Source organism: Modestobacter versicolor, from assembly GCF_041028285.1.
Taxonomy (GTDB): Bacteria; Actinomycetota; Actinomycetes; order Mycobacteriales; family Geodermatophilaceae; genus Modestobacter; species Modestobacter versicolor_A.
This window is the reverse complement of record NZ_JABGDB010000013.1, coordinates 1-23,381: the sequence shown is the minus strand read 5'-3', so window position 1 is coordinate 23,381 and position 23,381 is coordinate 1. Positions and strand designations below refer to the sequence as shown.

The following is a 23,381-nucleotide window of genomic DNA, read 5'->3' as shown; positions in this document are numbered from 1 at the left end:
TGATCACGCCGGGACGTGGGCGGGCGGAGCCGCGACGGCGTGCAGCCGGCGCTTCGCAAGGGCGATCGGCGGCTGCGCGAGCACGGTCGGGAGCAGCCACGCCACCGGGTGGCCGGTCTCGGCGACGAGCAGCCCGGTGACCAGGGCGACGTAGGAGCCGCCGAGCAGGTGCGGCTGCCAGCTGCGCCACGCCGGCCAGCTGCGGCGCCGGGCCAGCGCACCGGTGACCGCGAGCACCTCGGTGACGACGGCGACCGGCAGCAGCCAGCGGAGGCCCGGGTCGGTGACCGCCAGTACCGCGGCCGAGCACACCACCCCGGCCACCGCGGCCTGGTAGGCCACCGCCAGGGCGTGCGCGGGGTGTCCACGCCGCCGGGCGACCAGCCAGGCCGGGCCCAGCGCCAGGCCGCTCGTACCGACGACCACGTGCAGCAGCAGGACGACGTCGCGCACCCGGACCACCCCTCCCGGGCCACACGGCCGGCTCGGTCACCGGGCCGGGACGCCGACCCGGTGACCAGCCTGACCGGGGCGACCCGGCGGGCACAGGTGCCAGATGTCAGGTGTTCAGGCGGGGATCTCCGACATCACCGAGAAAGACGCCCCCCAGGGGTCGGCGACGACGGCGAAGCGGCCGAACTCGGTGTCCTGGGCGGCCAGCAGCACCTTCCCGCCACCTGCCTCGACGGCCCGGACCGCCTCGTCGCAGGAGGCCACCGAGAAGCAGGTGGACCAGCCCGTGGGCAGGCCGGGCGAGACGCCGCCCAGGCCACCCAGCGGCCGGTCGTCGGTGACGAAGGTGCAGTAGCCGCCGGACTCCGGCAGCTCGTCCCACCGGAACCCGAAGACGGCGGTGTAGAAGTCCCGGGCCGCGGCCGGGTCGTCGACCGCTGCCTCGTTCCAGACCAGCGAGCCGGGCTCGTTGACGATCTCCGCGCCGGTGGTGGTGCCGGCTTGCCAGAGCCCGAACGGGTGGCCCTGCGGGTCGGCGCCGAGGGCCATCCGCCCGGCCGGGCCCACGTCCATCGGGGGCGCCAGGAGCCGACCGCCGGCGGCGGTGACCCGGCCGGCGAAGGCGTCGACGTCGTCGGCGGCGAAGTACGTCGTCCAGCGGGGCGGGTCGGCCGGGTCCTGCTGCGGGCCCAGGCCGGCCGCCTTGCGGTCGTGGCGCAGGCACATCGAGTAGCCGAACTCCTCGGGGCCGCCGCCGGAGTACGTCCAGCCCAGGACGGCGGCGTAGAAGGCCCGGGCGGCGTCCGGGTCGGGGGTGCCCAGGTCGACCCAGCACGGCGTGCCGTTCGGCCAGGGAGTGGTGCGGACGGGCATGACTCCTCCTCGCGTCGGGGGGTCGACCGTCCCACCGGGCACCGACAGGACGGCCCGGCCCGGGCGCGAGGTCTGCACGTCGCTGCGCCGGGTAAGGCGTCGGGCACCGACCGAGACCAGGAGGTCCCACCCGTGCCGACGTCCGAGCACATCCCCGCCGCCGACCTCCCGCCCGGCGCCGTGCGTCCCGCCGGCCCGTGGGCGGTGGCCAACGACCGCGGGCGGCTGACCGCGGTCTCCCGGCGCTGCCGGCACCAGCTGGCCGACCTCGCCGAGGGCACGGTGGACGCCGACGGCTGCCTGGTCTGCCCCTGGCACCAGGCCCGCTACGACCTGCACACCGGGGAGATGGTGGCCGGACCGCGCGGCTTCCTCGGCTACCACGGTCCGACCCCCGGCTACACCGGCCTGGTCCGCCGCTTCGGCCAGGTGGTCCGCCTCCGCGTCCGCCGGGCCACCCGGCGCGGCGACGACGTCGTGGTCGACGACTGACCCCTCCTCCCGGAGGGAGCTCTGCCCCGCGGCAGGCCCCCGCTCTCGGCCCCCGGCCCCGCTGCAGGGGCCCCCGCTGAGCCTGCGAAGCGGGGGGCAGCGGGGTCCTTCGACCTTCCTCAGGCGATGCGGCGACGGCCCTCGAACGCCCGGCCGAGGGTGACCTCGTCGGCGTACTCCAGGTCGCCGCCCACCGGCAGGCCGCTGGCGAGCCGGGAGACCGCCAGCCCCAGCGGGCCGACCAGCCGGGCCAGGTAGGCCGCGGTCGCCTCGCCCTCCAGGTTGGGGTCGGTGGCGATGATCAGCTCGGTGACCTGGCCGTCCATCAGCCGGGTCATCAGCTCCTTGACCCGCAGGTCGTCGGGGCCGATGCCCTCGATCGGGCTGATCGCGCCACCCAGCACGTGGTAGCGGCCCTTGAACTCGCGGGTGCGCTCGATGGCCACGACGTCCTTGGGCTCCTCGACGACGCAGATCACGTCGAGGGTGCGCCGCGGGTCGCGGCAGATCCGGCACTGCTCGCCCTCGGCGACGTTGTAGCAGGTCACGCAGAAGCGGACCTCGGCCTGCACCCGCTGCAGCGCCGCGACCAGCCGGGCGACGTCGGCCGACTCCGCAGCCAGCAGGTGGAAGGCGATGCGCTGCGCGCTCTTGGGACCGACGCCGGGCAGCCGCCCGAGCTCGTCGATGAGGTCCTGGACAGCGCCCTCGTACACGGTTCTCCTTCGAGGTGGGACGACGGTGCGTCGCCCCGGTGGGTCAGAAGCCGGGCAGACCCAGGCCGCCGCCGAGACCGCCGGTCACCGGGCCCATCGTGGTGGCGGCGAGCTCGTTGACGGCGCGCTGCGCGTCCCGGAACGCGGCGACGACCAGGTCCTGCAGCGTCTCGACGTCGTCGGGGTCGACGGCGGCGGGGGCGATGGTCAGCGCGACGACGTCGCCGCTGCCGGTCAGGGTGACGGTGACCAGCTCACCGCCGGCCGACCCGGTCACCTCCGCGCCGGCGAGCTCCTCCTGCGCGGCGACGAGCGCCTGCTGCATCTGCTGCGCCTGCTTGAGCAACGCGCCCATGTCGGGCTGGCCTCCGGGTCCCATGCCCCGAGAGTAGGTGCTCCCACCGACGATCGCGGTCGACGCGGCTGTCGGCCCCCTCGCAGGGTCCCGCGGCGCGCGGAGCGTGTCGTGGGGGGCGAGGGTTCCTCGTTCAGCTGTCGATGGGGCGAGCGCCGAGCTGGGTGCGCAGCAGCTGCAGCGCGGCCGCCTCGGGGTCCAGCGCCGGGGCGGCGTCCGCGCCGTCGACGGACACGTCCGCTGCGCGCTCGGCCATCAGCTCGTCGGCCTCGGCGCTCTCGGCCGCCTGGGCGGCGGCCCGGGCCGCCTCCGGGGTCACCGCGGGCCCGGCCGACGGCTGGCCGGGGGTGTCGACGACCGCCTGCACCTTCCAGCGGACGCCGAGCAGCTCCTCCAGCGCCTGCCGGACGATGTCCCGGTTCAGGTCGTCGCCGAGCATCTTGGCCAGCGCGGGAGACGTGGCCGCCAGCGTGAGCGTGCCGTTGGTGAGGTCGTGCACCTGGGCGCTCTTCAGCAACGCCTCGGTGGTCCGCTTGTGCCGCTTGACCACCGACAGCAGCTCCGGCCAGATGCGGCGGACGTCGGCCGTGGTCAGCGCGCCGTCGTCGCCGGCCGGCTCGGCCGGGGTCGCCGTGACCAGCGGCGTCGGGTCGCCGCCGCGCGGGGCGGGGGCGGACTCCGCGGCGGCCCGGGGGGCCGGAGCCGAGGCGGGCGCCGGAGCGGCGGACGACCCGGTCGCCGTCGGGGCGGCGGCCGGCGGGGCGCTGCGCGGCGGAGCTGCCGGGGTCGGCCAGTCCTCGTCGTCGGTGGGCTCCGGCGGGAGCGGGACGTCGGGGTCGCCGGTGGCGACCGGCGGGCGGGGCCGACCGCCCGGCGGCCCGGCCGCCGGGGCGGGAGCGGGTGCAGGTGCGGGCTTCGAGGCCATCGCCCCCGGCCGTGCGGTGACCGGCCAGCCGTCGTCGCCCTCGGGTGCGGCGGCCTTCGCCGGTGCCGGGGCCGCGGGGGCCGGCGCCTGCCGGGCCTGGGAGGGGCGCACGTAGGCGGGGCGGGCGGCGGCCGGCTCCGCCGGGGCGGGCGCCGGGACGGCGGGGGCAGCGGGTGCCGGAGCGGCGGGTGCGGGGGCGGTCGGGGCGGCCGGGGCGGCCGGGGCTGGGGGGCGGACCGCGGCGACCGGTGCGGCCGCGACCGCCGCCTCCGGGCGACCGGCGTGCTCGCCGGCGATGGACATCCGCCGCTCGAGCCGCTCCAGGCGCTGCAGCGTCGCCGTCGCCGAGCTGTCGACGCCGGGGAGCAGCATCCGCGCGCAGACCAGCTCCAGCAGCAGCCGGGGCGCCGTCGTCCCGCGCATCTCGGTGAGGCCCGCGTGCACCGTGTCGGCCATCCGGGACAGCGTCGCGCCGCCCAGCGCGGCGGCCTGCCGGCTCATCACGTCGATCCGGTCGGAGGGGCTGTCGAGCAGGCCGTTGCCACCGGCCTCGGGCACGGCGTCGAGCACGATCAGGTCGCGCAGCCGGTCGAGCAGGTCGGTGGCGAAGCGGCGCGGGTCGTGCCCGGCCTCGACCACCCGGTCGACGGCCTGGAACACCCCGGGCGCGTCGGAGGCGGCGAGCGCGTCGACGGCCTCGTCGAGCAGCGCCTCGTCGGTGACGCCGAGCAGGCCGACGGCCGTGCGGTAGGTGACGCCCTCGGGGCCGGCGCCGGCCAGCAGCTGGTCGAGGATGGACAGCGAGTCGCGCACCGAGCCGCCGCCGGCCCGCACCACCAGCGGGAAGACCGTCGGCTCGACGGTGACGCCCTCGGCGGCGCAGGTGCGCTCCAGCAGGCCGCGCAGCGTGCTGGGCGGCACCAGCCGGAACGGGTAGTGGTGGGTGCGCGAGCGGATGGTCGAGAGGACCTTCTCCGGCTCGGTGGTGGCGAAGACGAACACCAGGAACTCCGGCGGCTCCTCGACCACCTTGAGCAGGGCGTTGAAGCCCTGCGAGCTCACCATGTGCGCCTCGTCGACGATGTAGACCTTGTAGCGGCTGTGCACCGGGGCGAAGAAGGCCTTCTCGCGCAGGTCGCGGGCGTCGTCGACACCGCCGTGGCTGGCCGCGTCGATCTCCATGACGTCGATCGAGCCGGGGCCGTCGGGCGCCAGCGAGATGCACGATCCGCAGACGCCGCACGGCGTCGACGTCGGCCCCTGTTCGCAGTTGAGCGAACGGGCGAGGATCCGCGCCGACGAGGTCTTGCCGCAGCCGCGCGGGCCGCTGAACAGGTAGGCGTGGTTGATCCGCCCGCTGTCCACGGCGTTCATCAGCGGCGCGGTGACGTGCTCCTGCCCGACCACCTCGGCGAAGGTCGCCGGGCGGTACTTCCGGTAGAGCGCCAGTGCCACGCCGCGAGGCTAGCCGCCCGCACCGACGCTCCGGCGCGACCCGGGGCAGGAGCGTCCGGGATCACTGGGTGAGGCGCAGGAAGAACTCCACCTCGCCCTGCTCGTCCACCCGGACGAACCCCAGGTTCGGCGGGCCGATGCCGTAGTCGCCGAAGGTCACCGGCACCGACCCGGACACGTCCACGCCCTCGGCGGTCCGGACGACGGAGATCTCCGTCTGCACCTGCTGGGTGACCCCGCGCAGCGTGAGCTCACCGGTGACCGGGACCGTGACCGGCGTGCCGCTGAGCTCGGGCAGGTCGGCGGGCTGGGTCACCGAGAAGGTGGCCGTCGGGTTGGCCCCGACGTCCATCACGTTGCCCCGGAAGTAGTCGTCCCGGCGCCCGTTGTCGGTGGCGATCGAGGCGACGTCCACCGTGACGTCGGCATCGGCGAGGTCGCCGCCGCCGATCACGACCGCGCCGGTCACCTGGTCGGTGGTCCCGGCCACGGTGACGTCGGCGCCGTTGAGCACCTCGTGCACGCGGTAGCCCGCGGACGAGCCGGTGCCGACGGTCCAGCTGCCGTCGGTCTCGCTGACCAGCGCGGCGTCCGAGGGCTGGGCCTGCACGGTGGGCGCCGGCGGGGCGTCCTCCTCGAGGGCGGCGTAGACCAGCGGCCCCCCGATCGCACCGGCGGCGACGACGACCAGCGCCCCACCGGCGATCAACCACGTACGGCGACTCGGCATCGCGTCTCCCTCGTTGAAGGTTCATGCATCAAAGCGCACGAACCTGGGAGGAACATGTGAGACCGGAAAGGAAGGGACCCCCCGCACACCCGTCAGAGCCCGCTTATCCTTGCTGCCTTCCGGCCCTGGGGAGGTTCACAGGGTGACGCCGCACGAGGGGTCGCCGTCCACTGTAGAGGACGGCCGGCCGGTGCGGACGGGCCCTGCCCGGAAACCCGGTGCCGCGGCCTGCCGCCCCCGCTACGCTGCCGCCCCATGACCGGGCACCTCCTCGTGCTGCCCCCGCCGCGCTCCTGACCCGGGGCGACGGGGGCCTGGCCGACCCTGCCCGGCGCTCCGGACCGCGACCCCCGCACCGGCCCCACCCAGGAGCGCCATGACCACCAGCACCGCCCCGGCCCGGGGTCGCCGGACCACCCCCTCGCGCGGCTTCGCCCTCGTCGTCCTCGCTGCGCTGTGCTGGGGCACGTCCGGTCTCACCGGCGACCTGGTGGCCGACCGCGCCGGCCTGGACCCGCTCGACACAGCCTGGCACCGGATGGCGATCGGCGCCGCCGCCCTGCTCGCCGTCCACCTCGCCCGACCCCGCGCCGGCACCCGTACCCGGCTGGACGGCGCGCTGCGGTGGCGGCTGGCCGCCGTCGGCGCCGGCCTGGCGGTCTACCAGAGCGCCTACTTCGCCGCCGTGGCCACCGCCGGGGTGAGCATCGCCACCCTCGTCGCGCTCGGCCTCGCCCCGCTGCTGGTGGCCGTGGGCGCCGCCGTCCTCGGGCACGGCCGCCCCGACCGGGCGACCGGCCTCGCCCTGGCCGTGGCGCTGGCCGGGCTGGTGCTGCTGGTCGGCGTCTCCGCCGGCGGGGACGACGGGGACGCCGTGCTGCTGGGGGCCGCCGCCGCCGTCGGCTGCGCGGTCGCCTACGCGGGGGTGGTGCTGACGTCGTCCCGGGTGCCCGACGGGGTGCCGACGACCACCGCCGGCTTCGCCGTGGGCGCCGTCCTGCTCACGCCCGTGGCCCTGGGAGCGGGGCTGGACCTCACCACCGACCCGCTGTCGCTGGCCCTGCTGCTCTACCTGGGGCTGGTGCCCACGGCGCTGGCCTACGGGCTGTTCTTCACCGGGGTGCGGGCGGTGCCCGCGGCGGTGGCCTCGATCGTGACGCTGCTCGAGCCGCTGACCGCGACGGCGCTGGCCGTCGGCCTGCTCGGCGAGCGGCTCGCCCCCACCGCGCTGGTGGGGGGCCTGCTCATGCTCGGCGCCGTGACGGCGCTCTACCTGCGGAGGATGGGAGATTCGAACTCCCGAGGGCTTGCACCCAACCCGCTTTCCAAGCGAGCGCCATAGGCCACTAGGCGAATCCTCCAAGTGCACGGCCACTCTACCGGGCACCCCCGGAGCAGTCAGCCGCTCCCCCTCCGCCCGAGCAGCCCGCGGGGCCCGGGAGTGGTTGAGTGACCACACCCCGGCGAGCACCCGCCGGGCCGACGCATCGGAGGGACCGGACGATGAGCAGTACCGAACAGGTGCGCCCCGAGGTCGTCGCGGCGATCGTGACGGCGCTGCAGGAGACCGACCCCAGCAACCTCCCGGCCGACGCCACCCGCGCCGAGAAGGACGCGGCCAAGGACCAGTACCTGTCGGGCATGGTCGCCGACCGGGCGCAGCGGGACCGGCAGACCCGGGCCTGGGAGCTGCTGCTGACCCGCGCCCACGACGACCCGCCGAGCTGGTCGCAGCTGTTCGACGAGCTGCCGCAGAGCTCGATCACCGAGCTCGCCGACCTGTACGACGCACTGCCCGAGGGCGCCCAGACGGAGTACGCGCGCCGTTACGGCGCCCCGGTCTCCGCCTGACCCGCGGTCGGGCGGGCGTGCGATCGGCACCGGGGTGACCGCGCCGGGCACCCGCGTCGCCGGGCGGTACCTGCTGCGCTCCCGCCTCGGCGGCGGGGCGATGGGGGCGGTGTGGCTGGCCCGGGACGAGCTGCTGGGCCGGGACGTCGCCGTCAAGCAGGTGCTGATCCCGGTCGGCAGCGACCCCGAGGCGACCGCGGGGCACCGCGAGGCGGCGATGCGCGAGGGACGGATCGCCGCCCGGCTGACGCACCCGCACGCCGTGTCGGTCTACGACATGGTCGACGACGGCGGCACCCCGTGGCTGGTGATGGAGTACCTGCCCTCGCGCAGCCTGGCGCAGGTGCTCGCCGACGGCGGGACCCTGCCGGTGCAGCAGGTGGCCCAGATCGGTGCGCAGGTCGCCGACGCGCTCATCGCCGTGCACGCGGCCGGCGTCATCCACCGCGACGTGAAGCCCGGCAACATCCTGATCGGCGAGGGCGAGCGCAGCGACGGCCTGGTGAAGATCACCGACTTCGGCATCTCCCGGGCCCGCGGAGACGTCTCGCTGACCCAGACCGGCGTGGTCAAGGGCACGCCGGCCTACCTGGCGCCCGAGGTCGCCCGCGGCCAGGAACCCGACGAGGCCAGCGACGTCTTCTCCCTCGGCGCCACCGTCTACGCCTGCCTGGAGGGCACGCCGCCGTTCGGGATGACCGAGAACCCGCTGGAGATGCTCTACCGGGTGGCCGGCGGGGACTTCCAGCGGCCGCGGCACGCCGGCGTACTGACCCGGCAGCTGATGCGGATGCTGCACAACGACCCGGCGAAGCGGCCGTCGATGACCGAGGTCCGCGACCAGCTGGCCCAGCTCGCCGCCGGACGCGACCGGGACGTCACCGAGGTGCTCACCGCCCGGACGCCGCTCCCCCCGACGCTGACCGACGTCCGGCCGGTGGCCGGGGGGCAGCAGCCCGCCGTGCCGCCCGCCGTCCCGACCGCCGCACCGGCGGACGGGACACCCGCCGGGACGACCACGCCGCCACCGGCCCGGACGGCGGTCGAGCCCGCCGCGGTCGTCCCCCCGCCCGGGACGCCGGAGCCCGCACCCCCGCCGGCAGCCGTGGCCCCGCCGGTGGACGTCCCGCCCCGGGCCGCGCCGGCGCCACGCCCGACCGCCCGGCCCCCGCGGCGTCGGCGCGGGCGGCGGCTCGCGGTGCTGGCCGCGCTGCTCGTCGCCGCGGCGCTGGTGGCGGCGCTCGTCGTCTGGCAGCTCGGTCAGGACGGCGACCGGACGCCGTCCGCGGACGCCACCGGGAGCAGCGTGCCCAGCAGCGCGCCCAGCACGTCGCCGTCCGCGACGCCGACCGCGGCGTCGAGCTCGCCGCCGGCACCGGAGACCACGCCGACCACCGCACCGGAGACCACCCCGGCCGGCCCGGCACCCGGGAGTGCGGAGGAGGTGCAGCAGGCGATCACCAGCTACTACGCCCTGCTGCCCGGCTCGCCGGAGCAGGCCTGGGAGCTGACCGGGCCGCGGCTGCGCGCGGAGATCGGCAGCCGGGAGGACTACATCGGGTTCTGGAGCGACTTCAGCGCCGTGCAGCTCGGGCCGGTGCAGGCGCAGGACGGTTCGCTGGAGGCGACCGCCCCGGTGACGTACACCGACACCGACGGCGACGTGGAGCCGGAGGAGCACGTGATCACGCTGGTGCGCGGCCAGGACGGCCGGCTGCTCATCGACTACGACGTCCAGCCGTGACGGGGCACAGCTCACGCTAAGGTGACCGGATGCGCACTCTCAGCTACCGCACCCTCCTGCTGCCCCTCGTGGTGGCCCCACTCCTGCTCACCGGGTGTTCCTCCGACGACGAGTCCGGTCCCGCCACCAGCGATGCGAGCTCGTCCTCGGAGTCGGCAGCCGAGGCAGCGGCCGAGGCCGACGCGGAGAAGAAGGACACGTTCTGCACCGAGGTGCCCGACCTGCTCTCCGACATCGCCGGCGACCTGGAGGGCTTCCAGGCCGACCCGCAGAGCGCCCCGGCGCTGCTCGACGACGCCGTGGAGCGGATCTCCGCGGTCGAGCCGCCGGCCGACGTGGCGCCGGAGTGGCAGCGGCTGGTCACCGCGTGGACCGGCATGCGCGACCTGATCGCCCAGGCCGACCTGACCGACCCCTCGGCCAACACCGGTCTCGCCCCGCAGCTGCAGACCCTGCAGACCGAGCTCATCGACTCGGGCACCGCGGTGGACGACTACGGCAAGGCCAACTGCTGACCGGTCGGCACCGACTCCCCGGAGACGACGACGGCGGCGCCTGATCCGGTGTGGATCGGGCGCCGCCGTCGGGACGCGGTGGCGGTGGGATTTGAACCCACGGAGGCTTGCACCTCACACGCTTTCGAGGCGTGCTCCTTCGGCCGCTCGGACACGCCACCGCCGGAGAGACTACAGGCCCCGCTTCGCGCGGAAGAAGGCGCGTAGCAGCGCGGCGGACTCCGCTGCCCGCACCCCGGCGACCACCTCGGGCCGGTGGTTGAGGCGGCGGTCGCGGACGACGTCCCACAGCGACCCGGCAGCCCCGGCCTTCGGGTCGTCGGCGCCGTAGACCACCCGCGCCACCCGGGACAGCACGCTCGCCCCAGCGCACATCGTGCACGGCTCCAGCGTCACCACCAGGCTCGCACCGGTCAGCCGCCAGCCGTCCCCGTGGACCCGCGCGGCCTCGCGCAGCGCCAGCACCTCGGCGTGCGCCGTCGGGTCTCCCCGCCGCTCCCGTTCGTTGGCCGCCTCGGCGAGCACCGCGCCGTCCGGTCCGAGGACGACCGCACCGATCGGCGTGTCGCCCCACTCCTGGGCGGCGGCGGCCAGCTCGAGCGCCCGCAGCATCGCCTCGTCGTCGCTCATGCGGACACCTCCGCCGCGAGTAGAGCCCTGCCCACAGGAGTGGGCAGGGCTCTACCGGTCACGGAGGCACCTCGCGCCGCAGCTCGAGCCCTGCCCACAGGAGTGGGCAGGGCTCTACTGGCGGAGGGGCACCTCATGCCAGGTCCAGCCCGGTCAGCGCCGACAGGTCGGCGAGCGCCTCGGCCGGGTCGGTGACCTTGATCGTGTGCATGCCCAGCGCCCGGGCCGGCTTGAGGTTGATGCCGAGGTCGTCGAGGTAGGCGCAGTCCGCCGGGGCGATCGGCCGGCCCACCGCCGCGGCGAGCCGCCGCAGCGCCAGCTCGTAGATCGCCGGCTCGGGCTTGCGCACCCCCTCGACCGAGGACTCGACCACCACGTCGAAGAGCGCCAGCAGCTCCCCCAGCGGGCCGGCCCGCTCCATCGGGGCGACGTTGTTCGACAGCAGCGCCAGCGGCACACCCGCCTCGGACAGCCGGTGGACGGCGGTGACCACCGCCGGGCGCAGGTCGCCGTGCAGCGCTGCCAGCACCCGGCCGGCGTCCACGGTGTGGCCCGCCGCGGCCGCCTCGGCCTCGAACGCCGTCCGGAACCCGGCCTCGTCCAGCTCGCGGCGCTCGTACCGGGCCCAGGCGTTGGTGTCCGGGTCGGTGCTGTTCAGCCGGCGCACCAGCCCGTCGGGCAGCCCGGCCTCGGCCTCGTAGGCGGCGAACGCCGTCATCGGGCTCTCGGTGAGCACCCCGCCGAGGTCGAACACGACCGCGGACACGGTGCTCACGGGGCCGCCACCGCCAGCAGCTGGTCGGCGAACCCGAGCCGCTCGGCGATCCGCAGCACCATCTCGTCGGCCCACAGCTCGTCGGAGTCCAGCAGCCGGGTGAGCTCCTCGGCGGGCAGCCCCGCGTCGGAGAAGACGTCGAGGTCCCCGCCCGGCCAGCCCTGCCCGTCGTCGTCGAACGCGTCGTCGACGGTGGTGCCGGTCTCGACCGGGATGCCGTAGCGCTCCACCACCTCCGCGGCGAGCACCCACTCCTGGAAGGTGGCGTCGGAGATCAGCGCGCGCACCATCCCGCCCGGGCCGAGCCGCAGCACCACGAAGTAGAGCCGGCTGTCGACCACGATGACGAACGGACCCGGCCAGCCCGCGGCGCCGGGCTCGCCCAGGGCGCGCTCCAGCACCGGCAGCTCGTCGCCGGCGTCGGCCGCCAGCAGCTCGCACCGCCAGCGGTCGCCGTCCCGGCCGACCCGGACCGCGAAGCTCTGCCGCAACGGGGTGCCGTCGTCCGGCGGGGGCGTCATAGCCTCTGATCATGGCCGACGCCCCGGACGACGACAGCACGCCCGTCGACCCGGCCCTGTTCCGGGCGCTGGCCGCCGACCCGCTCGCCGCCCACCTGGGCATCGAGCTGACCGACGTCCGGCCCGGGTACGCCCGCGCCACGATGACCGTCGGCCCGCAGCTGCTCAACGCCGTCGGGACGGCGCACGGCGGCGCCACCATGGCCCTGCTCGACGTGGTGCACGGCGCGGTCAGCAACAGCCACGGCACCGTCGCGGTGGCCCAGGACGTGCACACCGAGTTCCTCTCCCCCGGCCGGCCCGGCGACCAGCTGGTCGCCGAGGGCGTCGAGCTGCACCGCACCAGCCGGACGGCGGTCTACCGGATCGACGCCACGACCACCGACGGCCGGCGGGTGGCCACCGCCCTCGCCCGGGTGTTCCGGCTCGGCACGCCCTGGGGCGCGACCGGCACGTCCGGGGCGACGGCGTGACCGGCTTCCCGGTCCCGACCATGCCGGTGCCGCCGGTGTCGGTGGTCGGGCTCGGCCAGCTGGGCGGGTCGCTGGCGGCCGCCCTGGCCGCCGCCGGCCGCCCCGTCTCCGGCTGGGACGTCGACCCCGCCGCCCGGGCCGCTGCCGAGGACCACGGCGTGCAGGTCAGCCAGGAGCTCACCGGGGTGGTGGTGCTGGCCGTCCCGCTGCCGGCGATGGCCACCGCGCTGGACGGGCTGCGGGTCGACCCCGGCGCCACGGTCACCGACCTGGGGTCGGTGAAGGTGCCGGTGCTCACCGCGCTGGGGGCCGCGCTGGGCGACCGCTTCGTCGGCGGTCACCCGATGTGCGGCACCGAGCGGTCCGGCCACACCGCCGTCGACCCGGACCTGTTCACCGGCGCCCGCTGGGCGCTGTGCCTGGAGCCGGGCACCGACCTGCACCGCTGGCTGCGGGTCGCCGAGATCGCGCTCACCGTGGGCGCCGAGGTCGTGCCGGTCACCGCCGCCGAGCACGACGACGCGGTCGCGGCGATCAGCGCCGTCCCGCACCTGCTGGCCGCCGCGCTGGCCGCCGCCGCCGGGCAGGCCGGGCCGCTGGCCCTGTCGCTGGCCGCCGGCAGCTTCCGCGACGGCACCCGGGTGGTCGGCAGCGACCCGGCGTTCGTCACCGCGCTGGTCGAGGGCAACGCCGGCCCCACCACCGCCGCGTTGGACCGGGTGCGGGCGCAGCTGGCCCGGCCGTGGGCGGAGCTGGTCGCCGACGGCCACGCCGTCCGGACCGCGAGCACCGGCCGCCGTCCGGTGCGGGTGCCCCTGGAGCGGGCCGCGCTGCTCGCGCTGGGTCGCTCCGGCGGCGCGGTCAGCCGGCGGCTGGCCGCGTTCGTCGAGGGCTGGGTGCCCGAGCTCTGACCGCAGGAGTGGGACCCGCAGCCAGCGGGCAAGGTGATCACGACGCACGAGGAGAGGGAGACATGGACGACAAGGACATCCACGCGAAGATCGACGCACTGGTCGAGGAGGAGCACGCGCTCCGCAACGCCAGCGAGCACACCGACGAGCAGCGTGCCCGCCTCAAGCAGATCGAGGAGGACCGGGACCAGCTCTGGGACCTGATCCGGCAGCGCGACGCCAAGCGCCAGTACGGCAACGACCCCGACGAGGCGCAGCCCCGCCCCGAGCCCCAGGTCGAGAGCTACCTCCAGTAGCGGACGGCCCCGTCCCCAGCGCGATGGGGACGGGGCCGCTCAGCCCGTCCCGGCCGGCCCGGCGTGACCGGCCCCCAGCAACGCCAGCTGCCACTGCAGCCGGGCGCGGGGGTCGGCCACCGACCGGCCGGTCACCTGCTCGATCCGTCGCAGCCGGTGCATGACCGTGTTCCGGTGGCAGTAGAGCTGCTCGGCCGCCCGGGTCGGTGAGCCGTCAGCGGCCAGGAACGCGGTCAGCGTGTCCAGCAGCACCTCGGACTCCTCACCAGGCAGCTCGAGGAGCTGCCCCAGGGACTGGTCCACCAGGCGGCGGGCGATCTCCGGCGCGCTGCTCAGCAGCGCCTCGGGCAGCCGGTCGTCGATGCCCACCACCCGCGCCTCGCCGGCGGGCAGGGTCCGGGCGGCGGTGTCCGCCAGCCGCCAGGCCGTGCCGACCGACGCGGCGCCCTCGACGACCGCCGACACCCCGACCGGCCCCTCGGCCCACTCCCCCAGCCAGGCCAGCACGTCGGCCGGCCGGCGGGTGCCCAGCGCGACGATCCCGACCTGGGCACCACCGCGCCAGCCCCAGACCGAGCGGACCCCGCGCTTGAGCAGCCGCGCGCCGGGGTCGGGCAGCGTCGGCCCGCCCGCGTCGTCCGGCGGCGCCACCGCGCACAGCAGCCGGCCCTCCAGCGGCAGTGCGAGCAGCTCGGACGCCGTCCGGACGAACACCGGGTCACCGCCCCGGCCGCCGAGCAGCCCGTCCAGCACCTGCTGCCGGGCCCGGTCGTCGATGGCGGCCAGCCGACGCTCCTCGGCGCGGTAGGCCTCGGCGAGCGCCGCGCACTGCACGTCGTTGACGTGCCACACCGACCCGGCCACCTCCAGCAGGACGTCGCTGTCGCCGGGCTCGTCGACGTCCCGCGCCGCGGCCCGCAGCGCCTCCCAGGTCACCTGGCCGCCGAGCCGGTAGGCGCGCAGCACCGTCTCCAGAGGCACGCCCTGGGCGGCCCGTCGGCGGCCCACCTCCCGTGCCGCGGCAAGCCCCGACCGGCCGCCGTCGTCGGCGTGCCCGGTGAGCGTGCGCACCCCGCGCTCGAGGTTGCTCCGGGTCGACTCGAACAGCTCGGCCATCACGGCCGGCCCCCGGTCGGCGTAGGCACCCTCACTGCGCTCGAGGATGCCGATCATGCGGGAGGTCATCGCATCGAGCTGACCGAGCAGCGGCGGTGCCAGCTCGGCGAGGCGCGCGGAGACCTCCGGTCGGAACGGTTGCACCGGAACACCCCCTTGTGACACACGGCACAGCGCACAGGCTCCGTCACGGATCGCTGTGCTGCGCGCCCATTGTGACCGTCCTCACCGGCCCGCACGCTCACGGGGTCGGACCAGCCGACCCTCGCCCGCCGCGTCCTGCGCGGTCGACGGGGACCCCGAGGCAGAGGAGCCGTGGGCCCGTTGGCGCAGCCGACCCCGACTGCAGGCAGCACCGCGACCGGCCGCACGGGGGTCGCAGCCACGGCCCCCGCCTCCCGGCTGGAGCTGAGCGGCATCTCGGTCGCGTTCGGCGGGGTGACCGCGCTGTCCGACGTCTCCCTGGTGGTGGAGCCCGGCCAGGTGCACGGGCTGATCGGCCCCAACGGCGCAGGCAAGACGACGCTGTTCAACGTCGCCTGCGGGCTGGTGCGGCCCTCGGCCGGGGCGATGGTCTGGCGGGGCCGCCCGGTGCGCCGGCTGCGCCCCCACCAGCTCGCCGGCCTGGGCATCGCCCGCACGCTGCAGGGCGTCGGGCTCTTCGCCGGGATGACCGTGCTGGAGAACGTGATGGTCGGTGCCCACCGGCACGCCCGGGCCGGCTTCGCCTCCGCACTGCTCGCCCTGCCGCGGTCGGACGCCGACGAGCGCGCCCTCCGCGACCGCGCCACCGCCGCGCTGGCCGACCTGGGCGCCGAGCGGTACGCCGGCCGGTACCCCGGCGGGCTCCCCTACCCGGTGCAGAAGCGCGTGGCGCTGGCCCGGGCGCTGGTGTCCGACCCGGACCTGCTGCTGCTCGACGAGCCGGCGAGCGGGCTCGGCGAGGACGAGATGCACGAGCTCGGCGAGCTGATCCGCACGCTCTCCGGCCGGATGGGCGTGCTGCTCGTCGAGCACCACATGGACCTGGTGATGCGGGTCTGCGACCGGATCACCGTGCTGGACTCCGGCCGGCAGATCTCGGCGGGCACGCCGGCCGAGGTGCAGGCCGACCCCGCGGTCACCGAGGCCTACCTGGGCGACGACGTGGACGTCGAGGCGGACGCCGCCGCGCTGTCGGACGCCGAGGGGGGAGGCCACCGTGGCTGACCCGCGGCCGCACGGCAGCACGGCGGTCCCCGGCGGGACGACGACCGCGCCCGCCGCGCTCGAGGTGCAGGACCTGTCCAGCTCCTACGGCCCCGTCCGCGCCCTGGACGGCGTCTCGCTGAGCGCTCGGGCCGGCCGGATCACCGCCGTCCTGGGCGCCAACGGGGCGGGCAAGACGACGCTGCTGCGGACGATCAGCGGGCTGGTCCGGTCCTCGTCCGGGCGGGTGCTGCTCGACGGCGAGGACGTCACCGCGGCACCGGTCGAGGCGATGGTCGGCAAGGGCATGGCGCACGTCCCCGAGGGCCGCGGCGTCATCGCCGAGCTGACCGTGGACGAGAACCTGCGGGTCGGCTCGCTGTTCCGCGGCAAGGTCGGCCGCGACGAGTTCGACCGCGTCTACGACCTCTTCCCGCGGATCGCCGAGCGCCGCGACCAGCCGGCCCACGTGCTCTCCGGGGGCGAGCGGCAGATGCTCGTCGTCGGCCGGGCGCTGCTGGCCCAGCCACGCGTCCTGCTGCTCGACGAGCCCTCCCTGGGCCTCGCGCCCCGGATCGTCGCGCAGATCTTCGGGCTGCTCCGCCGGCTCGTGGACACCGAGGGGCTGTCGGTCCTGCTGGTCGAGCAGAACGCCCGCAGCGCCCTGTCGGTCGCCGACGTCGGCGTGGTGCTGAACCTCGGCCGGGTCGTCGTCACCGACTCCGCCCGCGCGCTGATGGACGACGAGGACCTGCGGCACGCCTACCTCGGCTTCTGACCCACCCCACCGCCGGACCCGCACCGCAGGAAGGCACCCTCCCCGTGCAGTACTTCGTCAACGTCACCCTCACCGGGCTGACCGAGGGCATGGTCTACGCGGCCTTCGCCCTCGCCCTGGTGCTGATCTGGCGGTCCACCCGGATCGTCAACTTCGCCCAGGGCTCGATGGCCGCCGCGACCACGTTCATCGCGCTCGCCCTCATCCAGGACGGCCAGTCCTACTGGGTCGCCCTGGTGGTCGCGCTCGTGTCCGGGTTCGTCCTCGGCGCCGTCGTCGAGCGCGTCGTCATCCGGCCGGTCGAGGGCGGCCCCGAGCTGAACGCGGTGATCGTGGCGCTCGGCCTCTTCGTCGCGATCCAGGCGGCCATCGCGATCGTCTTCGGCTCGTCGTTCCAGTCCTTCCCCACGCCGTTCGGGCTCGAGGGCTTCCAGGTCGGGGACGACCGGATCGCACTGACCCCGACCAGCCTCTACGTCATCGGCTCGGTGCTGCTGGTCATGGCACTGCTGGTGGTGCTGTTCCGGTTCACCCGGGTCGGGCTGGCCATGCGCGCCGCGGCCTTCGGCCAGGAGGTGGCCCGGCTGCTCGGCGTGAAGGTCGGCCGGATGCTCACCCTCGGCTGGGCGCTCGCCGCCGTCGTCGGCTCGCTGGCCGGCCTGCTCATCGCCGGCGGCGAGTTCGTCTACCCGGCCTACATGGACAGCCTCATCGTCTTCGGCTTCGTCGCCGCCATCCTCGGCGGGCTCGACTCCCCCGTCGGCGCCGTCGTCGGCGGGCTGCTCCTCGGCCTGGCGCTGTCCTACGTCAGCGGCTACGTCGAGCGCGGCAGCGCGCTGGTGAACGTCGCCGCCCTGGTGATCCTGATGGTGGTGCTGCTCGTCCGGCCCGGCGGGATCTTCGCCAGCAGCACGGCCCGGAGGGCGTGACCGTGAGCGACCTCCAGGGCCCGACCTCCGTCGTCGCCGGCGCGGCCACCGACGACCCCCCGACCGCGGCGACGGCCGCGGCCGACGCCCCGTCCGCAGCGGCCACCGGCGGGCGGACCCTCCTCCCCCGCTCCACGCTGCTGCGCCACCTGCTGCTGGTGGTCGTGGGCGCGGTGGCCGCCGTGGTGCTGCTCGAGGTGACCGACCCGTTCACCAACTCCCAGCTCGCCACCCTGAGCTACTACGCGATCGCCGCCGGCGGGCTCACCGTGCTGACCGGGATGAACGGCCAGATCTCGCTCGGCCACGGCGCCCTGATGGCCGTCGGCGCGTACACGACCGCGCTGTTCCTGTCCGCGGACGAACCGCTGCCGCTGCCCGTCGTCCTGCTCGCCTCGACGGTGGTGGCCATCGCGGTCGGCGCCCTGGTCGGCGTGGCGGCCGCCCGGCTGCACGGGCCGTACCTGGCCGGCGCCACGCTCGCCCTCGCCGTCGGCCTGCCCGGGCTGGCCATCTACTTCAACGACTGGCTCGGCGGCGACCAGGGGCTGCGGGTGCGCGCGCCGCGGGCACCCGAGTGGTTCGAGGCGTTCATCGACGCGGTGTCGGGCAACCCGGCCACCAACACCAAGTGGCTGGCGTACGTGGGTGCCATCTGCCTGCTCGTCACCTGGTTCGTGCTCGCCAACCTGGTGCGCAGCCGGATCGGCCGCACCTGGCGGGCGGTCCGCGACCAGGAGGTGGCCGCCGAGCTGGCCGGCATCCACCTCGGCGCCTGGCGGGTGCTGGCCTTCGTGGTCAGCGCCGCGGCGGCGGGCCTGGCCGGCGGCGTGCTCGCGCTGGTCGTCCGGCTCGCCGCGCCCAGCGGCTTCACCCTCGTGCTGTCGCTGTCGCTGCTGACCGCGATCGTCATCGGCGGGCTGGGCAGCCTGCTGGGCGCGCTGCTCGGGTCGGCGCTGCTGGTCTTCCTGCCGCCGTTCGTCACCGACCTGGGCAGCGGCTGGGGCCTGGACAGCACCGAGGCCGCCCAGCTGGCCCCGTTCGTCTACGGCGTGGTGCTCGTGCTGGCGATGATCTTCGCCCCGGCCGGCCTGGTCGGCACCCTGCGGATGCGCTGGCTCGCCCACCGGGCCACCCGCGCCGCCCGTTCGACCCCCGGGTGACGACGCGCCGTCGGCTCCACCCCAGCTCCCCACCGACCCCCGGGCAACGCAGCCCGGGCCGCACCAGAGGAGAACCGTTGTCCAGATCCTCCCGACGTCTCGTGACCGTCCTGGCCGCCGCCACCGTCGCCTCCTCCCTCGCCGCCTGCGGTGGGGGCGGCGACGACGGCGACGGCGGCGGCGGGAACTCCGGCGGCGCCAACGAAGCCTCCGACATCGGCATCACCGAGGACTCGATCAAGCTCGGTGCGCACTTCCCGCTGACCGGCGTGGCCGCCCCCGGCTACAGCGAGATCCCGACCGGCGCGCAGGCGTACTTCGACCACGTGAACGACAACGGCGGGGTCAACGGCCGGCAGGTCGAGTACGTCTACCGCGACGACGCCTACAACCCGACCAACACCAGCCAGGTGGTCAACCAGCTGGTGCTCGAGGACGAGGTCTTCGCGATCGTCGGCGGCCTCGGCACGCCGACGCACAGCGCCGTCCTGGACTTCCTCAACAGCGAGGGCGTGCCCGACCTGTTCGTGTCCTCGGGGTCGCTGCTGTGGGGCGACGACCCGGAGACCAACCCCTACACGTTCGGCTGGCAGACCGACTACGAGAGCGAGGGGAAGATCATCGGCCAGTACATCGCCGACGAGTTCCCGGACGCCAAGGTCGGCCTCTTCCTCCAGGACGACGACTTCGGCGAGGACGGCGAGGCCGGCATCCGCGAGTTCATCGACGACCAGGTCGTCGCGGCCGAGCGGTACACCCCGGGCAACACCGCCATCGGCCCGCAGATCGCGGCGCTGCAGGCCGCCGGTGCCGACTTCGTCGTCGGCTTCAACGTGCCCAGCTACACCGCGCTGTCGCAGCTGGCGGCCCTGCAGCTGGGCTACCAGCCGCAGTGGTTCTACTCCAACGTCGGCTCGGACCCGACGCTGGTCGGCTCGCTGCTGAACAACTTCTCGCAGGGCAAGGTGACCGACGCCAGCGTGCTCGACGGCACGCTGACCACCGACTACCTGCCGACGGTCGACGAGCCGGACGACCCGTGGGTGCAGCTGTTCCAGGAGATCTGGGACGCCTCGGGCCAGGAGGGCGAGCTGACCAACTACCGGATCTACGGCATGGCGCAGGCGTACACGACGGTCCAGGCGCTGCAGGCCGCCGGCCAGAACCCGACCCGCGACGGTCTGGTCGAGGCGATCGAGACCGCCGGCGGCGACTGGGAGGGCCCGGTGCTCGCCCCGTTCCGCTACTCCGCGGACAGCCACCTGGGCACCGGCGGCATGTCGATCAGCCGGATCACCGGCACCAGCACCGAGGAGGTGCGGCCGGTCCAGCTGACCGACGTCGGTGACTCCGAGATCACCGAGTCCGACGTCGAGGCCGCCACCCCGCCGGAGAACGGCATCCCGGACGAGGAGTCCGCGGTCGACTGAGGCACAGCAGGGCGGGGCAGCTCCGGGCCGCCGGTCTCCTCCGGGAGGCCGGCGGCCCGCGTCGTCCGGATCAGTTCACGTCCGAAGTGGTTGCCGGGTGATCTTGCGGGTACCCGCCCCGCGAGCAGGGCGCAGCGCGGCGGACGGGAGCGGGACATGGCGGTACGAGGTCAGGTGCGGGGCACGCGGGAGATCAAGCGCGCGGTGGTCACCGGCGGGGCCGGTTTCCTCGGCTCCCACCTGTGCGAGCACCTGCTCGACCGCGGCGTCGAGGTGGTCTGCCTGGACAACTTCCTCACCGGCTCCCCGGAGAACGTGCTGCACCTGATGGAGCACCCCGGCTTCCGGCTGGTCCGCTGCGACATCACCGACTACGTGCACGTGCCCGGGCCGGTCGACCTGGTGCTGCACTTCGCCTCGCCGGCGAGCCCGCTGGACTACCTGAAGATGCCGATCGAGACCCTCAAGGTCGGCAGCCTGGGCACCCTGCACGCCCTCGGCCTGGCCAAGGACAAGGGGGCCCGGTTCCTGCTGGCCTCCACCTCCGAGGTCTACGGCGACCCGCTGGAGCACCCGCAGCGCGAGGAGTACTGGGGGAACGTGAACCCGGTCGGCCCGCGCGGGGTCTACGACGAGGCGAAGCGGTTCAGCGAGGCGCTGACCACCGCCTACCGCACCTCGCAGGGCACCGACACCGCGATCGTGCGGATCTTCAACACCTACGGCCCGCGGATGCGGCCCGACGACGGCCGCGCCATCCCCGCCTTCGTCGGCCAGGCGCTCGCCGGCGAGCCGCTGACCGTGGCCGGCGACGGCTCGCAGACCCGGTCGATCTGCTACGTCGACGACACCGTGCGCGGCATCCTCGCGCTGGCGTTCTCGACCGAGACCGGACCGATGAACATCGGCAACCCCGACGAGCTGTCCATGCTCGAGCTGGCCCGCTGGATCGTGCGGCTCACCGGCTCGGCGTCCGAGATCGGCTTCATCGACCTGCCCGTCGACGACCCCAAGGTGCGCCGCCCCGACACCACCCGCGCCGAGCAGGCGCTGGGCTGGCGTCCGACGGTGACCTCCGAAGAAGGGCTGCGCGCCACCGTCGCGTGGTTCGCCGCCCAGCGCGAGGCCGCCGCCGTCCAGACCGGCTGACGGCGCCCTACCACGCCCCACCCCGCCCGGGCAGCCGACGCGCCGACCGCGGGGGGAAACGACGTCCCCCGCGTGGGTAGAGTTCCGGCCGACCGATGCCCGGCGGGCGCCTGCACTGGCGCGCCGGGCACCAGCTCGGGACCTCGCACACAGACGGAGACACCCAGATGGGGCGCCACGCCTCCCACAGCCGCGCCCGCGCGCGCTCGGGCCTCGCCGGCCGGCCGGCCCTGCTCGGCGGCCTGGCCGTCCTCCTCGTCGCCGTGCTCGCCGCCGGGCTGCTCTGGTGGACGTCGCGCGAGGACGACGCCGTGGCCGTCGGCTGCACCGACGAGCAGACCGTCCGGGTCACCGTCGCCCCCGAGGCGGAGTCGCTGGTGGGCGGGCTGCTCGCCGAGCCCACGGCGCTGGACGAGGACTCCTGCGCGGTCGCCGAGGTGACGGCGGAGGAGCCGCTGCAGACCCTCGCCGACCTCGGCGCGCTGGCCGCACCGGAGCTCCCCCAGGTGTGGGTGCCCGACTCGTCGCTGTGGGCCGCCCGCGCCGGGGACGCCGGGCTCACGCCCGCCGGCTCGCTGGCGACCTCGCCGCTGGTGCTGGCCACCAGCCGCGCCGCCGCCGAGGGCCTCGGCTGGCTGACCACCCCGCCGACCTGGGGCGAGGCGCTGACCACCGACCGCCCGCTCGCCGTCCCCGACCTGGCCGCGAGCGCCGAGGGGCTGTCCGTGCTGGCCGCCGTCCGGCAGTCGCTGGGCGGCGGTGAGGCCGCCGACAACGCCGTCGTCCAGGCCGTGCTGGCCGCCGGCCGCGGCGACGTGCCGACCGCGGCCGACGCGATCACCGCCGGGACCGAGGGCGGCGCCGACGCACCGCTCGTGCCGGTGAGCGAGCAGGAGGTGCTCACCGCCAACCGGGCGGCGGGCTCGGACTCCCTCGTCGCGGTCTACCCGCGGGACGGGTCGCCGTCGCTGGACTACCCGGTGCTCCAGGTGTCGGCCGCGGACGAGGCGCAGGCCGCCGTCGAGGCGGTGACCGGGGTGCTCACCGGCGCCGAGGTCGGCGACCGGGCCCGCGCGGCCGGGTTCCGCGACCTCGAGGGCACCGCCCCGGACGGCGCGGGGCTGGGCACCGGGGTGCAGGAGGCCGCCCCCGCGGCGATGCAGCTGGACGCCGCGGCGCTGCAGGCGCTGCTCGGCCGGCTGTCCAGCCTGGCCACGCCGTCCCGGCTGCTCACCGTCATCGACGTCTCCACCTCGATGAACGCCCCCGCCGGCAGCGGCACCCGGGCGACGCTGGCCCGGGACGCCACCAAGAGCGCCCTGACGCTGCTGCCCGACTCGTACTCCGGGGGCGTGTGGGCCTTCGCCTCCCAGCTCGACGGCGCGGTCGACCACGTCGAGCTGGCGCCGCTGCGGCCCTTCGGCGCCGACGTGGGCGGCAAGACCCAGCGGCAGCTGCTCACCGAGCAGTTCGACGCCATCCCCTCGCTGCTGGCGCCCGGCGGGACCGGCCTGTACGACACCACCCTGGCCGCCGTCCGGGCCGCCCGGGAGGCCTACGACCCGGCGTCGGTGAACAGCGTCGTGCTGATCACCGACGGCGAGAACGAGGACGACGCCGGCATCCAGCTCGACGAGCTGCTGGCCACCCTGCGCAGCGAGGCCGACCCCGCCCGGCCGGTGAAGGTCATCGGCATCGCCCTGGGCCCGGACGCCGACCTGGACGCACTCGAGCAGGTCGGCGCGGCCACCGGGGGTGCGGCGTACCAGGCGCTGGACCCCGAGGACCTGCAGGGCGTGCTCTTCGACGCCATCCGCCGCCGCGGCTGACCCCCACGTGCGCTTTCGCGCGCCTTCCCACGCGCGGTTTCGCGCGCCTTCCCACGCGCGGTTTCGCGCGCCTTCCCACGCGCG

Annotated in this window: 24 protein-coding genes, 2 tRNA genes, 1 other RNA gene and 1 pseudogene; 15 read left to right on the top strand and 13 right to left on the bottom strand. The window is 75.6% G+C overall.

Features of this window, described 5'->3' with window-relative positions; translation table 11 throughout:
* Positions 1-3: 3 nt before the first annotated feature.
* Both HL054_RS21990 and HL054_RS21985 read right to left on the bottom strand, forming a co-directional pair.
* On the bottom strand, positions 4-453 hold the full coding sequence (locus HL054_RS21990) for a hypothetical protein (protein WP_369141267.1): 450 nt from the start codon (positions 451-453) through the stop codon (positions 4-6).
* Between the two features lie 114 nt (positions 454-567).
* Positions 568-1,326: a VOC family protein gene (locus tag HL054_RS21985; RefSeq protein WP_369141266.1), complete on the bottom strand. Its 759-nt coding sequence runs from the start codon at positions 1,324-1,326 to the stop codon at positions 568-570.
* 132 nt (positions 1,327-1,458) lie between these two features.
* Here HL054_RS21985 and HL054_RS21980 point away from each other — a divergent pair, with 132 nt between their 5' ends.
* Positions 1,459-1,818: a Rieske (2Fe-2S) protein gene (locus HL054_RS21980; protein WP_369141265.1), complete on the top strand. Its 360-nt coding sequence runs from the start codon at positions 1,459-1,461 to the stop codon at positions 1,816-1,818.
* Between the two features lie 119 nt (positions 1,819-1,937).
* Here the strand turns inward: HL054_RS21980 and recR are convergent, their stop codons facing one another.
* The 5 genes from recR to ffs form a co-directional block, all read right to left on the bottom strand.
* Positions 1,938-2,534, bottom strand: a complete 597-nt coding sequence (gene recR / locus HL054_RS21975) for a recombination mediator RecR (RefSeq protein WP_369141264.1) — start codon at positions 2,532-2,534, stop codon at positions 1,938-1,940.
* A 43-nt stretch (positions 2,535-2,577) separates the two neighbouring features.
* The gene (locus tag HL054_RS21970; RefSeq protein ID WP_369141263.1) at positions 2,578-2,913 is read right to left on the bottom strand and encodes a YbaB/EbfC family nucleoid-associated protein; all 336 of its coding nucleotides are present in this window, start codon (positions 2,911-2,913) and stop codon (positions 2,578-2,580) included.
* 109 nt (positions 2,914-3,022) lie between these two features.
* The gene (locus HL054_RS21965; RefSeq protein ID WP_369141262.1) at positions 3,023-5,269 is read right to left on the bottom strand and encodes a DNA polymerase III subunit gamma and tau; all 2,247 of its coding nucleotides are present in this window, start codon (positions 5,267-5,269) and stop codon (positions 3,023-3,025) included.
* A 61-nt stretch (positions 5,270-5,330) separates the two neighbouring features.
* Positions 5,331-5,999 carry a YceI family protein gene (locus HL054_RS21960; RefSeq protein WP_369141261.1) on the bottom strand — a complete coding sequence of 223 codons (669 nt, stop codon included), beginning with the start codon at positions 5,997-5,999 and terminating at the stop codon, positions 5,331-5,333.
* Positions 6,000-6,068: 69 nt separating this feature from the next.
* Positions 6,069-6,164, bottom strand: an RNA gene (ffs, locus tag HL054_RS21955) — signal recognition particle sRNA small type.
* 211 nt (positions 6,165-6,375) lie between these two features.
* Between ffs and HL054_RS21950 the strand changes: the two are divergent.
* A pseudogene (locus HL054_RS21950) lies at positions 6,376-7,209 on the top strand (DMT family transporter); the annotation flags it as partial.
* 66 nt (positions 7,210-7,275) lie between these two features.
* Here HL054_RS21950 and HL054_RS21945 read toward each other — a convergent pair.
* Positions 7,276-7,360, bottom strand: a tRNA-Ser gene (locus HL054_RS21945).
* 142 nt (positions 7,361-7,502) lie between these two features.
* On the opposite strand from HL054_RS21945, the gene HL054_RS21940 reads away from it, so the two are divergent.
* From HL054_RS21940 to HL054_RS21930, 3 genes are read left to right on the top strand one after another with little or no spacing between them, the layout of a single operon-like run.
* Positions 7,503-7,850, top strand: a complete 348-nt coding sequence (locus tag HL054_RS21940; protein WP_369141260.1) for a hypothetical protein — start codon at positions 7,503-7,505, stop codon at positions 7,848-7,850.
* Positions 7,851-7,884: 34 nt separating this feature from the next.
* Complete coding sequence (locus HL054_RS21935; RefSeq protein ID WP_369141259.1) at positions 7,885-9,594, top strand: serine/threonine-protein kinase; 1,710 nt, start codon at positions 7,885-7,887, stop codon at positions 9,592-9,594.
* 29 nt (positions 9,595-9,623) lie between these two features.
* Entirely contained in the window at positions 9,624-10,109 is a 486-nt protein-coding gene (locus tag HL054_RS21930; protein ID WP_369141258.1) for a hypothetical protein, read from the top strand.
* Between the two features lie 76 nt (positions 10,110-10,185).
* Here HL054_RS21930 and HL054_RS21925 read toward each other — a convergent pair.
* From HL054_RS21925 to HL054_RS21910, 4 genes are all read right to left on the bottom strand, one after another.
* Positions 10,186-10,270 (bottom strand) — tRNA-Ser (locus HL054_RS21925).
* Positions 10,271-10,280: 10 nt separating this feature from the next.
* Positions 10,281-10,739 carry a nucleoside deaminase gene (locus HL054_RS21920; protein WP_369141257.1) on the bottom strand — a complete coding sequence of 153 codons (459 nt, stop codon included), beginning with the start codon at positions 10,737-10,739 and terminating at the stop codon, positions 10,281-10,283.
* Between the two features lie 133 nt (positions 10,740-10,872).
* Positions 10,873-11,514, bottom strand: a complete 642-nt coding sequence (locus HL054_RS21915) for an HAD-IA family hydrolase (RefSeq protein ID WP_369141256.1) — start codon at positions 11,512-11,514, stop codon at positions 10,873-10,875.
* Complete coding sequence (locus HL054_RS21910) at positions 11,511-12,035, bottom strand: tRNA adenosine deaminase-associated protein (RefSeq protein ID WP_369141255.1); 525 nt, start codon at positions 12,033-12,035, stop codon at positions 11,511-11,513. Before HL054_RS21910 ends, HL054_RS21915 begins: the two co-directional genes overlap by 4 nt.
* Positions 12,036-12,046: 11 nt before the next feature.
* Here HL054_RS21910 and HL054_RS21905 point away from each other — a divergent pair, with 11 nt between their 5' ends.
* The 3 genes from HL054_RS21905 (at position 12,047) to HL054_RS21895 (ending at position 13,715) form a co-directional block, all read left to right on the top strand.
* On the top strand, positions 12,047-12,508 hold the full coding sequence (locus HL054_RS21905; protein ID WP_369141254.1) for a PaaI family thioesterase: 462 nt from the start codon (positions 12,047-12,049) through the stop codon (positions 12,506-12,508).
* Complete coding sequence (locus HL054_RS21900) at positions 12,505-13,419, top strand: prephenate dehydrogenase (RefSeq protein WP_369141253.1); 915 nt, start codon at positions 12,505-12,507, stop codon at positions 13,417-13,419. Before HL054_RS21905 ends, HL054_RS21900 begins: the two co-directional genes overlap by 4 nt.
* 62 nt (positions 13,420-13,481) lie before the next feature.
* A complete protein-coding gene (locus tag HL054_RS21895) occupies positions 13,482-13,715 on the top strand; it encodes a DUF2630 family protein (protein ID WP_369141252.1) in 234 nt (77 codons plus the stop codon).
* Between the two features lie 39 nt (positions 13,716-13,754).
* On the opposite strand, the gene HL054_RS21890 is transcribed toward HL054_RS21895, so the two are convergent.
* The gene (locus HL054_RS21890) at positions 13,755-14,975 is read right to left on the bottom strand and encodes a PucR family transcriptional regulator (RefSeq protein WP_369141251.1); all 1,221 of its coding nucleotides are present in this window, start codon (positions 14,973-14,975) and stop codon (positions 13,755-13,757) included.
* Positions 14,976-15,146: 171 nt separating this feature from the next.
* On the opposite strand from HL054_RS21890, the gene HL054_RS21885 reads away from it, so the two are divergent.
* The 7 genes from HL054_RS21885 (at position 15,147) to HL054_RS21855 (ending at position 23,297) form a co-directional block, all read left to right on the top strand.
* Positions 15,147-16,040 carry an ABC transporter ATP-binding protein gene (locus tag HL054_RS21885; RefSeq protein ID WP_369141250.1) on the top strand — a complete coding sequence of 298 codons (894 nt, stop codon included), beginning with the start codon at positions 15,147-15,149 and terminating at the stop codon, positions 16,038-16,040.
* Entirely contained in the window at positions 16,033-16,797 is a 765-nt protein-coding gene (locus tag HL054_RS21880; RefSeq protein ID WP_369141249.1) for an ABC transporter ATP-binding protein, read from the top strand. Before HL054_RS21885 ends, HL054_RS21880 begins: the two co-directional genes overlap by 8 nt.
* Positions 16,798-16,841: 44 nt before the next feature.
* On the top strand, positions 16,842-17,726 hold the full coding sequence (locus tag HL054_RS21875; protein WP_369141248.1) for a branched-chain amino acid ABC transporter permease: 885 nt from the start codon (positions 16,842-16,844) through the stop codon (positions 17,724-17,726).
* 2 nt (positions 17,727-17,728) lie between these two features.
* Complete coding sequence (locus HL054_RS21870; RefSeq protein ID WP_369141247.1) at positions 17,729-18,889, top strand: branched-chain amino acid ABC transporter permease; 1,161 nt, start codon at positions 17,729-17,731, stop codon at positions 18,887-18,889.
* A gap of 77 nt (positions 18,890-18,966) precedes the next feature.
* Positions 18,967-20,319 (top strand): ABC transporter substrate-binding protein, encoded by a 1,353-nt coding sequence (locus HL054_RS21865; protein WP_369141246.1) that lies wholly within the window; start codon positions 18,967-18,969, stop codon positions 20,317-20,319.
* 156 nt (positions 20,320-20,475) lie between these two features.
* Positions 20,476-21,468, top strand: coding sequence for a UDP-glucuronic acid decarboxylase family protein (locus tag HL054_RS21860; RefSeq protein ID WP_369141245.1), 993 nt, complete (start codon positions 20,476-20,478; stop codon positions 21,466-21,468).
* A gap of 167 nt (positions 21,469-21,635) precedes the next feature.
* Positions 21,636-23,297 carry a VWA domain-containing protein gene (locus HL054_RS21855; protein WP_369141244.1) on the top strand — a complete coding sequence of 554 codons (1,662 nt, stop codon included), beginning with the start codon at positions 21,636-21,638 and terminating at the stop codon, positions 23,295-23,297.
* Positions 23,298-23,381: the final 84 nt, after the last annotated feature.